This window comes from Limnobaculum xujianqingii (assembly GCF_013394855.1).
GTDB lineage: Bacteria > Pseudomonadota > Gammaproteobacteria > Enterobacterales > Enterobacteriaceae > Limnobaculum > Limnobaculum xujianqingii.
In genome coordinates this window covers 617,262-629,260 of the sequence record NZ_JABMLK010000001.1, presented here as the reverse complement: position 1 = coordinate 629,260, position 11,999 = coordinate 617,262, and the positions used below count along the sequence as shown (strand labels likewise).

16 protein-coding genes and 1 pseudogene are annotated in these 11,999 nt (G+C 54.0%); all 17 read left to right on the top strand.

The features are described 5' to 3' along the window. Window positions 1-40 precede the first annotated feature (40 nt). Complete coding sequence (locus GOL65_RS02625) at window positions 41-559, top strand: HI1506-related protein (protein WP_140918660.1); 519 nt, start codon at window positions 41-43, stop codon at window positions 557-559. 2 nt (window positions 560-561) lie between these two features. Next, window positions 562-1,005, top strand: a complete 444-nt coding sequence (locus GOL65_RS02620; protein WP_140918659.1) for a gp436 family protein — start codon at window positions 562-564, stop codon at window positions 1,003-1,005. Next, entirely contained in the window at window positions 1,005-1,565 is a 561-nt protein-coding gene (locus tag GOL65_RS02615) for a phage protein Gp37 (RefSeq protein ID WP_140918658.1), read from the top strand. Before GOL65_RS02620 ends, GOL65_RS02615 begins: the two co-directional genes overlap by 1 nt. After that, a complete protein-coding gene (locus GOL65_RS02610) occupies window positions 1,558-1,731 on the top strand; it encodes a DUF2635 domain-containing protein (RefSeq protein WP_140918657.1) in 174 nt (57 codons plus the stop codon). The genes GOL65_RS02615 and GOL65_RS02610 overlap by 8 nt, the downstream gene beginning before the upstream one ends. 106 nt (window positions 1,732-1,837) lie before the next feature. Then, window positions 1,838-3,190, top strand: coding sequence for a phage tail sheath subtilisin-like domain-containing protein (locus GOL65_RS02605; protein ID WP_179038134.1), 1,353 nt, complete (start codon window positions 1,838-1,840; stop codon window positions 3,188-3,190). Between the two features lie 9 nt (window positions 3,191-3,199). After that, window positions 3,200-3,556 (top strand): phage tail tube protein, encoded by a 357-nt coding sequence (locus GOL65_RS02600; RefSeq protein ID WP_140918655.1) that lies wholly within the window; start codon window positions 3,200-3,202, stop codon window positions 3,554-3,556. Further along, complete coding sequence (locus GOL65_RS02595; protein WP_140918654.1) at window positions 3,556-3,927, top strand: phage tail assembly protein; 372 nt, start codon at window positions 3,556-3,558, stop codon at window positions 3,925-3,927. The genes GOL65_RS02600 and GOL65_RS02595 overlap by 1 nt, the downstream gene beginning before the upstream one ends. Before the next feature lie 108 nt (window positions 3,928-4,035). After that, complete coding sequence (locus GOL65_RS02590) at window positions 4,036-5,823, top strand: hypothetical protein (protein WP_140918653.1); 1,788 nt, start codon at window positions 4,036-4,038, stop codon at window positions 5,821-5,823. Next, on the top strand, window positions 5,823-7,160 hold the full coding sequence (locus GOL65_RS02585) for a DNA circularization protein (RefSeq protein ID WP_140918652.1): 1,338 nt from the start codon (window positions 5,823-5,825) through the stop codon (window positions 7,158-7,160). The genes GOL65_RS02590 and GOL65_RS02585 overlap by 1 nt, the downstream gene beginning before the upstream one ends. After that, window positions 7,150-8,238 (top strand): phage baseplate assembly protein, encoded by a 1,089-nt coding sequence (locus GOL65_RS02580; RefSeq protein ID WP_228723039.1) that lies wholly within the window; start codon window positions 7,150-7,152, stop codon window positions 8,236-8,238. Before GOL65_RS02585 ends, GOL65_RS02580 begins: the two co-directional genes overlap by 11 nt. Continuing rightward, complete coding sequence (locus tag GOL65_RS02575; RefSeq protein WP_140918651.1) at window positions 8,238-8,783, top strand: phage baseplate assembly protein V; 546 nt, start codon at window positions 8,238-8,240, stop codon at window positions 8,781-8,783. Before GOL65_RS02580 ends, GOL65_RS02575 begins: the two co-directional genes overlap by 1 nt. 20 nt (window positions 8,784-8,803) lie before the next feature. Further along, a complete protein-coding gene (locus GOL65_RS02570) occupies window positions 8,804-9,205 on the top strand; it encodes a phage GP46 family protein (RefSeq protein ID WP_322091293.1) in 402 nt (133 codons plus the stop codon). Beyond that, window positions 9,206-10,270, top strand: coding sequence for a baseplate J/gp47 family protein (locus GOL65_RS02565; protein WP_140918649.1), 1,065 nt, complete (start codon window positions 9,206-9,208; stop codon window positions 10,268-10,270). It abuts the gene before it with no gap. Next, entirely contained in the window at window positions 10,261-10,416 is a 156-nt protein-coding gene (locus tag GOL65_RS22130; RefSeq protein ID WP_228723038.1) for a hypothetical protein, read from the top strand. Before GOL65_RS02565 ends, GOL65_RS22130 begins: the two co-directional genes overlap by 10 nt. An 18-nt stretch (window positions 10,417-10,434) precedes the next feature. Further along, window positions 10,435-10,845 (top strand): annotated as a pseudogene (locus tag GOL65_RS02560) (YmfQ family protein); the annotation flags it as partial. Window positions 10,846-10,848: 3 nt separating this feature from the next. Beyond that, window positions 10,849-11,523 carry a gp53-like domain-containing protein gene (locus GOL65_RS02555; RefSeq protein WP_140918647.1) on the top strand — a complete coding sequence of 225 codons (675 nt, stop codon included), beginning with the start codon at window positions 10,849-10,851 and terminating at the stop codon, window positions 11,521-11,523. Further along, entirely contained in the window at window positions 11,523-11,942 is a 420-nt protein-coding gene (locus GOL65_RS02550; RefSeq protein WP_140918646.1) for a tail fiber assembly protein, read from the top strand. The genes GOL65_RS02555 and GOL65_RS02550 overlap by 1 nt, the downstream gene beginning before the upstream one ends. Window positions 11,943-11,999 lie beyond the last annotated feature (57 nt).

Genomic DNA, 11,999 nt, shown 5'->3' with positions numbered 1-11,999 from the left:
TTACGCCCCGTTTACTGACACATAAAGGAAACACAATGCCATGCAAGAGAATCAAGAAACTTATGACCCGTCTGATGTGGTTGAAATGTCAGGCGTCATGGTGGTTAACACGGCTCATGACGGCTATCGGCGTGCGGGGTTCAGCTTCAAAAGCGGTGAGAACATTCTGCCGCCGGTTACGGCCGCACAGTGGCACTTACTGGATGGCGACCCGCGCCTGGTGGTCTCCGTTATTGCCACTGAATCAGCGCCGGGTCATCAGACGCCGGGGGCCGTGGACGATAACGCTATATCTGTTCGCGTAGATATGCCCGGTATTGTCAACACGCCGATGCCGCCCGAACTGGCGCCGACTGAAGGTAGCCAGGTTAATCCGCAGGATAATTTTATCTCGGCCATTCTGGCGTCAAAAATTGAGCCTTATGACAAATGGTTTACCCAGAAAGGTGAGCCACGCCTGACGCAATGGCGCGACGTCATTGGTGTGGATGTCAGCGCAGAGGATATCAAGGCGGCTATTGCAGCGCATGACACCCTGTCGCCGACGACTGAGGGGTAATTATGGTTTACGCATCCGTCGCTGATATGAATGTGCGTTATGGTCGTGACACGCTCCGCCAGTTGGCCGAGCAAAAAATTGACTGTGATAACGACGGTCAGCCGTTACAGACCGTCGAGCAGGTTATCGAAACCGCGCTGGCGGATGCGTCAGCCGCCATTGATGGCTATATCGATACCCGGTTGTTATTGCCGCTTCAAAAGGTCCCGGCCGTGCTTATCCGTCACACCTGCATTCTGGCGCGTTATGCACTGGAACCAGGCGCTGCCACGGAAAAGGCCGAGAAGGAGTACGACGCGACGATCCGCTTCCTGGAAAAAGTCAGTACCGGTGATATCAGTCTGGCCCTGACGCAGGACGAGGAACAACCGGATACGGGCGACGTGGTGGTGATGGAGAACGCCGGCTCGGTCTGGGCGCGTGACCGCTCTAAGGGGTATATCTGATGATAGTCATGCCTCGCACCGCCGCCATTGAGCAGGAACTGATAAGCGGCATCCGCACGTCATTCGGTAAAACCCTGCTCAAAGTGGATCGTCTGGATGGAGCCTGGACGGAAGAGACCATCCGACTGGTTACCTCCGTGAGCCCGGCGGTGTATGTCGCCTGGATTGGTGGCCGTCGTGACCCACGCCGTGGCGTCATCATGGGTACCTGGGGGCTGTTCTCCAGTGCCTCTGTCCTGTCAGGTCAGCGTAAAGACAGTGTCGGAGCCTATGACATCAATGACCGTCTGGTTGCCTGGCTGGAAGGCCGTCAACTTACCGCCGCCTGTGGTGCGGCGAATTTTACCCAGATAGCCAACCTTTACAGCAAGGGGGCCGCCAAGACCGGTACGGTGGTGTGTGGTCTTTACTTCGATATTCCTCAACAAATGCCATCCCGTATTGATGAAGGTGACATCGGGGAGTTTGAGACCTATTACCACCAGTGGCCGCAGGCAGACGGTGCCCCCGTTCAGGATTCGTTTAACACCCACCTTTACACAGGTACAGAACATGAGTGAGTTACATATCCGGCCTGTGGCCGGGCGGGTTGTTCGTGACCCGGAAACTAACGCGCCACTGGCACCCCAGGGCGAAAAGAAACCCAAGACCAGCTACTGGCAGCGCCGCCTGATGGATGGTGATGTTGAGCTGGTTAAAACCAAAGCCAAAGAGGTTAAAGCATGACTTCTTATAACACCATTACGGAGACTATCCGGGCTCCCTGGCGTATATCGAGATTGATAATAGCGGTGCCATTACCGGCACGCCGGCACTGCTCTATCGCACCCTGATGATGGGCTTGCGCTTTACCTCAGGTCGCGTGCCTGCCGGTGAAGTGGTGCGCATCACCCGAAAAGACGAAGCCGGCGAAGCGTTCGGGTTTGGTTCGCAACTGGCGACCATGGCTATCGCTTTTTTAAGCGCCAACCCGTTTACCGATTTGTGGTGCCTGGCGGTGGATGATGACCCGCAAGGCCCAAAGGCTGGCGGGACTATCAAGTTAACCGGAACCTGTTCACAGGCCGGTCAGTTGGCGCTGATGATTGCCGGTGTCAAGGCTTACGTTAACGTGAAGGTGGACGATACCGCGTCGGTACTGGCACAAAAAACGGCGGCTGCCATTAACCTGTTAACCGAACTACCGGTGACAGCAGAAGCAACGGAAGATACCGTCACTCTGACGGCCCGATGGTCAGGACTGACGGGTAATGATATTGATGTCCGGGTGAATTACTACACCGGAGAAATGCTGCCGACCGGCATCGGTTGTGACATTACCCCTATGTCAGGGGCGACCGGTAACCCGGATTTAGCACCCACTATCGCCGCATTTGGCGAAGCCTGGTGGCAGTTTGTGGTCAACCCGTTCACCGATACAGCCAACCTGGACTTACTGGCGACCGAGTTTGTCAGTCGCTGGGGCGGCATGCGCCAGATTGACAGCACCTGTTTTCAGGCGTTCCGTGGCACCCATGCGCAAACGTCCACTTTTGGTACCGCTCGTAATGACTATCTGCTGTCCACAGTGGGGACCAATATTGCACCCGAGCCTCCGTATATCTGGGCGGCTGTTCTGGCAGCCGTGGCGGTCGGTTCACTCAGTATTGACCCGGCGCGCCCACTTCAGACACTGACCTTGCCGGGCCTGAAACCGCCAGTGACATCCGCGCGCTGGACGCTTAATGAGCGTAACCTGCATCTGTATGACGGTATCAGCACCTACACCGTGGATGCCGGCGGCTATGTGCAGATTGAGCGCTGTATCACCATGTACCGTCTGAATAAATACGGCTCGCCGGACCCGTCTTATCTGGATGTAGAAACCATCGCGACCCTGTCTTATATCCGCTATGCCATCCGTACGCGCATTACGCAAAAATTCCCGCGTCATAAGCTCGCGGAGAACGGGACGCGGTTTGGCCCCGGTCAGGCTATTGTGACGCCGGCCATCATTACCGATGAGTTACTGGCGTTATTTACCGAGCTTGAAGAGCGCGGTCTGGTTGAGAACTTTGATGCGTATAAATCGACGCTGATTGTGGAGCGCTCCACCACTGACCGTAACCGAATCAATGTGCGCAGTAATGAAGACCTGGTGAACCAGTTCCGCATCTACGCCCATGCTATCCAGTATGTTTTATAAGGGGGTTAAATGACCACTTTACGTTATCAGGGGACGGCCTTACTTCGGGTGAATGGCTGTGAATATCCCACCCTGCCGGGGGCTAACCTGACCCTGGGAGGCCTGACCCGCGCACCGGTTACCGGTCACCGGGTTTATGGCTGGAAAGGCACGCCGGCACCCTCCATTGTGACCGCGACCATTCCCAATCATGAAGATATTTCCATGGCAGAACTAAACGGGATGGAGGAAGTCACCCTCATTTTTGAAGCCGATATCGGTAAAAAATGGTTGATTGCTCGCGCCTGGAATACTGGCGAATCCTCCCTGGTGGGTGAAGGCGATATCTCCACCACCTTTAACGGTATTGAGGCACAGGAACTCTGATGAATATTACATTAATTGATGGCCTGGTTGTTGGTAAGGAGGATAACCAGGTAACCCACAAGGAGGTCGTCATCCGCGAACTGACGGCCGGCGACATGATGACCGCTCAGACCGCCAGTGAGCGCGTAGTCGAAACCCGTCAGGGTGCAAAGCTGGTCAGTAGTCCGTCTCAGATGACCTATGAAATGATGCGTCGTGCGGTGGTCAGTATCGGGCCTGTACAGGGGCCGGTCTCACTGGCCGAGCTTGGAAAGCTGTCTCAACGTGATTTTGGTCTGCTTAACGACAGCATTATGGCGCTTCAGGAATTACGTTTAGGTGAGGAGGTTGAGAGTCAGGGGCGAGAGCCTGCAACGCGTTCGGGGGATTGAACGCGTTGCCCTGACGGTGGGATGTCGGTTGAGTGCGGGTCCGGTCTGGGCCTTTAACCTGCCGCTGTCCCAACTTATCCGATACTACAACTTGCTTGGATTATCACAATGACAACCAACAACCGCGCCCGTTTTATTGTTGACCTGACCGGTAATGTGGTTAACCAGGCCCGTCGGTTTGGTTCTTCCATTCGCTCCCTGGGCGCGGATGGTTCACGCTCAATGCGTCTGTTCCAGGGCGCGACGGGTCAGGTTAATAACCTGCTGGATAAGTTCGACAATAAGCTGGCGACGTTTGTTGCCGGTGGCGGCCTGGTCATGATGAGTAAACGGGTCGGCGACCAACAGCAGCAACTGGTCAATCTGGGTAACCGGTACAACATGACCGCAGACCAGATGAAGGAAGTTGACGACCTGATGTGGCAGACGTCCAGCAACCGTAAGTTGCCTTATGCGGATGTGATGGCGGCCGTTGACCAGTTCCTGGAGAAAACCAACGATCCGGTTGCGCTGATTGAGAACATGGATAACCTTGCGCTCGCGATTAAAGGTATCGGACTGGAAGCCGCCACGGCCGGTAAGTATACCGGTACGCTGTGGAATAAAGGCATTAAAGATGCGAGCGCCATGCTCAAGGTGTATGACGGTTTCGCGTCACTGTCCGCTATTGGTACCGGCAACCTTAATGAACAACTGGACGGCCTGATTAACCTGACTCATGGCACCAGTTGGCAAAAGCCGGAGCAACTTTACCAGTTACTGGCAATGCAGCGTCTGGGTGATGCCGAGTTCGGTAGCAGCGGTCAGACGTCCGCCGCCCTTCAGCAAATGCACGATGCGCTCAAGGACAAAGAGAAACGCCGGATACTGGAGCGTAACGGCGTGAAGGTCTGGAAGGATAAATCAAAAGGCGAGTTTGTTTCACCCGGTGACCTGATGCTGGATATCGGTGACCGGTCTAAATACAAAGAGCGCAACCTGAGTCAGGTATTCAGCGGTGACATGCTGGAGCTTGCCATGTCGTTTAACGACCAGGATAAGCAGCAACAACTACGTGCGCCGGATATCACAACCGACGGACTGGTGAATGAGAAGGCGTCACGTAGCGTACAGACCTTTAATGGTGCGCTGACGTCGCTAACCAATGCCGGCGAACGCTGGGCGAATCTTAATCTGGCAAAACCTATCCAGGACTTTGCCGATGCCATCAACGGACTGTCACCTGAAGAACTGCAACGCTACGCGGATATTTTGAAAAATATTGCCATTGGTGTCGGTGGCGCGCTGGCTATCCGTAAGCTTTATCGTGGCGGTAAAGCTGCCCGTAAATGGTGGAAAGGTCGCCAGGGCGGAAACGGTACCGACCCGGCAGGCGGCGCTGGCGGTGATGGTGCGCTCGGTACTCAGGCTGTTTTCGTCACTAACTGGCCTGTGGGTGGACTGGGTGGCGGTGGCGGGAAAAATGGCGGCGGCGGTTTCGTGGCTGGCGGTGGTGGCGGCATGGTCATGAAAGCTGGTCTTGCCGGGATAATTGCCTCCGAAGTCACCCCCATTGTTGATGATGCCCTGGTCGCGGTTTTTGGTGAGTCGGACCGGTTTAACCGCATTCGGGAGGCTCCGACCTGGGGCGAGTTCTGGGACGCGATAGTCGGTAATGAGTCACAGCCCAAAGAACTGCCGCCGGTAACTACTTACCAGCAGCAACAACAGGACAACATTCCGACGGCGCTCGGTATGCCTTACGGTCAGCAGCCGGTGCCCCCTAAACCACCTGAAGGTGAAATCAAGCTCAAAGTTGAGTTGCCACCAGGGGCGACTGTTGCCTCAACACAGGTTAAATCCAGCGGCGTGGGTATCTCGGTGAATACCGGCAATACCTATACGGGGGCCTATTAATGAGTATCTGGAGCACCTTATGGGACAAAATTACGGCTCAACCACCGACCGGTAAAGGGTCGTTTCGTGGTGTGCCGTTTTACGTTATCGATGACAGCAACCAGTCAGGTGGTCACCGTATCGTTAAACATATGTTCCCCGGCCGTCAGACTGGCAAGGTGGAGAACATGGGGGCCACGGCTGACGAGTTTTCTGTTTTCTGTGTGCTGATTGGTGATGATTACCTGGAGCAAAAGGAAACATTGATTGCTGCCCTGCGTGAGCCTGAACCGGCCGACCTGGAACACCCTTACCACGGCTCGTTATATGTGCAGGTGGAAACCTGGAACTGTCGCCTGTCGACGCAGGAACAGCGCATCGCCATGTTTCAACTTACCTTCAGTATCGCCGAGAAGGACGAGTCGCCGGAGGCGGAGATTGATGGCGAAGCAGAACTGCTTGACCAGAACGCCAGCCTGCTCGATGCCATCGCGAATGATGTTGCTGACGCCTGGGATACCATCAACGCCGTTGCCGCCGATATTGAAGCGGTGGTCACGTTTGCGACCAATGTGGTCAATAACATCACCAACGTTATCACCGGCCTCAGTAGCCTGGGCGGATTTGGTTCGTTACTGGGTACCGTTCAGGGGTTGCAGGGCGCTATCGGTAACCTGATAAAGTCGCCGAAAAAGCTTATCAGCAACCTGACGAACCTGTTTCAGGGCTTTACCTCGTCAGGGTCGAAAGGCTCCAAACCGAGCACGCAGCGTGCATTGCGTTCAATCATCGTCAGTGTCGAAAACATGCCGTTAAGCGAGCGACCGGCAGCGGCCAGAATGCAGGAATCTATCCGGTCAGCGGTGATTATCTCCGCACTGAGCGAACTTGCACAGAGTGCCGTCAGTGATGCCGGCGACATTATCAAAGGTCGTAAGGATGACGTGGTGTCGGTCGTTATCGATGACAGCGTGGTCATCCTGGATACCGAGCGTGAAGAACTGCTAACGAATGACCACCCACTGGTCGAGACGCTGGAGGATTGCGAGCGCATTGCTGACGAACTGGGCGACGAGCTGGCCGTCGAGTATGTCCGCGTTGCGGATGCGTTCTGGTTTAACACCACCTTACGCTTACAGCGTTTGCGTCTGACGTTCCTGGAACAAATGAAAAAGGCCGCCGCCGCGTTACCGGATGCGCGCCTGGTTACGCCTAACATTACCGAGCCGGCGCTGGTTATTCTGTACCGCGCGACCGGTGACAGTACCCCGATATTCCGTTTTGTACAGCGTAACGCACTAAGGCACCCGACGTTCGTGCGTGGTGGTGAGCCGGTAGAGGTAATAGATGATAAGTAACACCATAGAGCTTTATGTCGGTAACAAGATATACACCGGCTGGACGGAGATAAGCGTCACCCGCAGTATTGAAGAGTTGAGCGGTCAGTTCAGTCTCGGCCTGACACGTACCCGTACCGATAAGGATGTCCCGCTGAAAGAGGGGCAACCCTGCCGTGTGGAGATTAACGGCCAGGTGGTTATCAGCGGCTACATTGACACGATGGACAGAACTATTGACGCCGAGACCCGCACCATTGTCGCTGAAGGTCGTGACAAGACCGGTGACCTGGTGGACTGCGCCGCCCGGTATAAGTCCGGCCAGTGGCGCAATGCTTCCCTTGAAACCATTGCCCGTGACCTGTGTCAGCCCTTTGGTGTGAGTGTCGTCTGGTCAGTGACGACACAGACGGCCGCGAAGCCGTTTCGGGTATGGAAAGTCGAACCCGGCGAAACCGTCTTTGAGAACCTGGCGAAAGCCGCCCGACACCGTGGCGTGATGGTTAACAGTAATGCGGCCGGTGACCTGATATTCACCACGGCCGGCACGGAACGTCTGGAAGTCCTGCGCTTTGGTGAGAATATCAAATATATCAATATGCGTTCCTCCTGGTCTGAGCGCTTCAGCGACTACATTGTGCTGGGGTCATCAACGGCCGGTGGCCTGTGGGGGGATGAACAAACCGCCCACCAGTCGACCGGTGTGCGCGTTGACATGACCGATACGGAAATTACCCGTTATCGCCCGACCGTCATTGTGGCCGACAGTAATCAAAACTCAGATGAAAGTCGTTCCCGTGCTGACTGGGAGCGCCGCCGGGCAATGGCGCACGGCCAGCCGGTAGTGGTTGAGGTGGTCGACTGGTTTACCCGTGATAAGGCGCTATGGATGCCTAACCGCCTAGTGGTGCTGGATGTGCCTGACGAAGGTTATACCGAGCGTGAACTCCTTATCGTTCAGATGGAACTGTCGCTCACCAATGACGGCGGTACCACCACAAAATTGACCCTGATGCCGGCGGCCGGATTTGATGAACCGGCGCAAAAGGAAAGTACCGGCGCGGGCGGTTCGGGTGGTTCAGGGGGGCTCTGGTACTGATGAAAGCCTTCAATAGCTTAAAGCGCCGTATGCAACTGCTGGTTTCCCGTGCTGTGGTGAATGTCATCAATGACAGCCTGAAGACGCAAAACCTTCAAATCAGTATCCTGGACGATGACACCGCCGATGATGTCGAACGCTTCCAGAATTACGGCCATACCAGCGTCCCGCCGGCAGGCAGTGAAGCGATTGTCCTTTCCGTCGGTGGGATGCGTGAGCACCTGGTCGCGGTTGTGGTCGATAATAAAGCCACTCGCCTCGGCTCACTCAAACCCGGTGACAGTGCGCTTTACCATATGGACGGACATCACTTTCTCCTGACGGAAGATGGTGTGGCCGAAGTGACTTGCCGAATCTTTAAGGTTGTCGCGGATGAAGTTGTGTTTGAAGCACGTGAAACTCAATTTGCGGGCAATGTCTCTATACTCGGGAACAGTACCACCACCGGCACCAGTGAGGCCGCCGACCATATCAGTGGTGGTATTAGTGGCAAAACACACCGACACCGTGAACATGACGGTGCCCTGACAGATGAGGCGCAATAATGATATCTCTGGTCTGGCAGATGAACGATGCCGATATCGTGCTCGACAGTCTGACGGGTGACAACATCACCACCAACGTTATCGCCTCGCTGTTTACGGACAGGCGGGCCCAGTCTTCGGATGAATTACCGGACGGCGGGACCGACCGGCGCGGGTGGTGGTGTGACTCCTGGCGCGGTGAGCTTCTGGGCTCCCGGCTCTGGTTATTGTCGCGTGAAAAGCAATTACAGACGGTCATCACAAAGGCTCGGACTTACGCCGATGAAGCGCTGGTCTGGATGCCAAAAGCCGGACTCATTCGCGATTATCGCGTAACGGCCACCAATCCGGAAAACGGCGTTTTGCTGCTCACTATTATCATTTTATTAAACGACGGCGAAACTTTGCCGATGTCGTTTAAAGCCAGTTTAAACGGGGTTTAAATGCCATATATATCACCGACATTAAGCGAGTTACTGACCCGAACCCGCACGGATATCGAAACTCGGACTGGTACGTCAAACCTTGCCACTGAGGGCGTGGCCGCATCAGCCGCCGCGAATGCTTACGGCCTGTATGGCCGCCTGTCCTGGATTGCACGAAACATTGTGCCTCACCTGGCTGATGACGATATCCTGCTACGTCATTGTGAGTTCTGGGGGGTATGGCGTAAACAGCCCACCGCCGCCAGTGGCATTATCCAGGTTGACACCGTCGGCGAGGCTGTTATTGATATCGGTACACGCTGGCAGCGTCAGGATGGTGTGATTTTTACATCTACCTCGGCCGTGATGGTCTCCGATGCCGGTAACGTTCAGGTACCCGTTGAGGCCGTGGAGGTCGGAACGTCGGGAAATACCGCCGCTAACATTAAGGTTGAGCTGCTTTCCCCGGTGGTGAACGTCAAGAGCGCGGCCATTGTGGCATCAACCACTATCAGCGGTGGCGCGGCGATTGAGAGCGTTGATTCGTTGCGTTCGCGTCTGCTGCTTCGTGTTCAGTACCCACCCAGTGGCGGTAATACACATGATTACATTCGCTGGGCGCTGGAGTGTGCCGGTGTGACGCGAGCCTGGTGCTTTTCAACCTTTGGCCGTAACGTTATTACCGTTCTGTTTGTGCTCGATGGTCAGTCGGATATCTTCCCGACAGGAGCAGATATTGAACGCGTTAATGATTACATTACCGCGCACATTAACCCCCTGACTAACCAGTGGGAGGGTAAGCCGCCTTGTGTTGAGTTGATTGTCTCAGGCCCGAAAAAACTCCCCTTAAATCCGGTTATTCGTCTTTCACCTAAAACACCCGCGACACAGGCCGCCGTTACTGCTGCGTTAACGGATTTACTGATTGATGCCGAGCCGGGTGGTATGGCGTACCAGTCAAAAATGGATGCAGCCGTAGCAACGGCTGACGGTGTGACGGATGGGAAAATCGTCTCACTCTCCGGGGATGTTTACGCCCGGGAGCATGAGCTGATTGTGTTAGGTGATATCACATGGCAATGACCCCGGAACAGTATCAACAGGCCGGGCTGGCATTGTTGCCGATTGGGCGAGCCTGGACACGTTCGCCGGACAGTCAACTGGGTAAGCTCATGTTAGGTCTGGGGGACGAACTGGCGCGCATTGATACCATAGGCGACCGACTATAGGGTGAGTCGTTTGCTGATAATGCCTTTATGCTCCTGCCTGACTGGGAGGCTTTCGCAGGGCTCCCGGACTGCCCGGGCGGTGACGACCTGACCATTGATAACCGACGTCTGGCTCTGGCGGCCAAGTTGAAGATGACCGGTTCACTCTGTACCCGTTTTTTTGAACAACTGGCCGCAGAGCGCGGTTACAACATTAAAATTCGTGAGTATTACCCACATCACTGTCTGCGAACTTGTACTTATCCGCTTTATCCGGAGGAAAACTGGTGGACAGCGTATGTTTATATCGGCGCGCCATTTTTACACGATATGACGGTCCTTGATGACGTAACGACGCGTTTAAAGGTTTACGATTACGGCGATTTAGAGTGTCTGCTTGATCGTTATCGTCCGGCTCATATTCATTTTGTCTATCTATCTGAGGAATAAGACATGTACTTTCTTGATAATGAATCAGGCGTCAGTACGATGCCGCCAGTAGGTGAAGCGGTTAGCTCAACGCCCCGCTGGTTTACTGAAAGTCCGCCCAGCTACCCTGGCGCGGCGTGGTTTAATATCGTTCAGGGTGAGCTGATTAATGCAATTACTGGCGCTGGCCTGTCGCTTGAAAAGGGGAATTTAAACCAGCTTTCAGGGGTAATTAATTCAAAACTAACTAAAGATGGTAATCTTGCGGATCTTCCTGATATAGAGGAGGCTCTGAAAAATTTGGGTTTGAAAGATGCGGCAAAAAGAAGTGTTGGTACTGGAGTAAATCAAATACCCGACATGTCGTCATTCAGCTCAAGTGTCGGGTCAGCCGGGAGTCTGGGGGCTTCGGGTTTTCAACGTCTCCCTGGTGGATATATCCGACAGTGGGGAACGTCTGTTGCTAATGCGAGTGGTGATGTAACAATCAACTACCCGATTGCCTTTTCGGTAAAACCGGATGCTGTCTATTTTGGTTATAAACAGTCGTCAGTGCCAACAGCCATACAGTCAATCATTATCAATGATGCTGCGTCGTCTAATGTCGGTGCAGTCTGTCGCGCTTATAAGATTGATGGAACAGGCACTATTACGGGTAGCACAAATGCGTTTTATTGGATTGCAGAAGGTAAAGTATAATGATTTTTTATAGCAAAACGACAAATGCGTTTTATTTATTTGATAGTAAAGAAAATTATGAGACGGCAGGAACATGGCCTGACGATGCTATTAATATCTCTCTTGATATTTTTAATGAGTTTTCAGGTACCCCGCCTGATGGAAAGCGCCGTATTGCCGGGCGTGATGGCTTACCTGCTTGGGGAGATATCCCCCCACTGACATACGAGCAAGTGATGGAAATAGCGAACGCAGAAAGAACTGAGAAATTAGCTGAAGCAAGTGTCATTATCACGCCCCTACAAGACGCTATTGACCTTGATATGGCTACTGATGAGGAAAAGCGGCTATATAATGAATGGCGTAAATACCGCGTATTGCTTAATAGGATTGATGCTTCAAAATACCCTGATATTGAATGGCCACCACTGCCAAAATAATGTTCAATTATTGTTCATGATAAAACGAGAGGGTTACCTCTCGTTTATTTTGTCACC

What these genes read in the sequence shown, in the direction of transcription:
- GOL65_RS02590 (WP_140918653.1), top strand. Translation starts at nt 4,036, where the DNA reads ATGACAACCAACAACCGCGCCCGTTTTATTGTTGACCTGACCGGTAAT.
- GOL65_RS02595 (WP_140918654.1), top strand. Translation starts at nt 3,556, where the DNA reads ATGAATATTACATTAATTGATGGCCTGGTTGTTGGTAAGGAGGATAAC.
- GOL65_RS22130 (WP_228723038.1), top strand. Translation starts at nt 10,261, where the DNA reads ATGGCAATGACCCCGGAACAGTATCAACAGGCCGGGCTGGCATTGTTG.
- GOL65_RS02625 (WP_140918660.1), top strand. Translation starts at nt 41, where the DNA reads ATGCAAGAGAATCAAGAAACTTATGACCCGTCTGATGTGGTTGAAATG.
- GOL65_RS02565 (WP_140918649.1), top strand. Translation starts at nt 9,206, where the DNA reads ATGCCATATATATCACCGACATTAAGCGAGTTACTGACCCGAACCCGC.
- GOL65_RS02600 (WP_140918655.1), top strand. Translation starts at nt 3,200, where the DNA reads ATGACCACTTTACGTTATCAGGGGACGGCCTTACTTCGGGTGAATGGC.
- GOL65_RS02580 (WP_228723039.1), top strand. Translation starts at nt 7,150, where the DNA reads ATGATAAGTAACACCATAGAGCTTTATGTCGGTAACAAGATATACACC.
- GOL65_RS02605 (WP_179038134.1), top strand. Translation starts at nt 1,838, where the DNA reads ATGATGGGCTTGCGCTTTACCTCAGGTCGCGTGCCTGCCGGTGAAGTG.
- GOL65_RS02575 (WP_140918651.1), top strand. Translation starts at nt 8,238, where the DNA reads ATGAAAGCCTTCAATAGCTTAAAGCGCCGTATGCAACTGCTGGTTTCC.
- GOL65_RS02570 (WP_322091293.1), top strand. Translation starts at nt 8,804, where the DNA reads ATGAACGATGCCGATATCGTGCTCGACAGTCTGACGGGTGACAACATC.
- GOL65_RS02555 (WP_140918647.1), top strand. Translation starts at nt 10,849, where the DNA reads ATGTACTTTCTTGATAATGAATCAGGCGTCAGTACGATGCCGCCAGTA.
- GOL65_RS02585 (WP_140918652.1), top strand. Translation starts at nt 5,823, where the DNA reads ATGAGTATCTGGAGCACCTTATGGGACAAAATTACGGCTCAACCACCG.
- GOL65_RS02615 (WP_140918658.1), top strand. Translation starts at nt 1,005, where the DNA reads ATGATAGTCATGCCTCGCACCGCCGCCATTGAGCAGGAACTGATAAGC.
- GOL65_RS02550 (WP_140918646.1), top strand. Translation starts at nt 11,523, where the DNA reads ATGATTTTTTATAGCAAAACGACAAATGCGTTTTATTTATTTGATAGT.
- GOL65_RS02620 (WP_140918659.1), top strand. Translation starts at nt 562, where the DNA reads ATGGTTTACGCATCCGTCGCTGATATGAATGTGCGTTATGGTCGTGAC.
- GOL65_RS02610 (WP_140918657.1), top strand. Translation starts at nt 1,558, where the DNA reads ATGAGTGAGTTACATATCCGGCCTGTGGCCGGGCGGGTTGTTCGTGAC.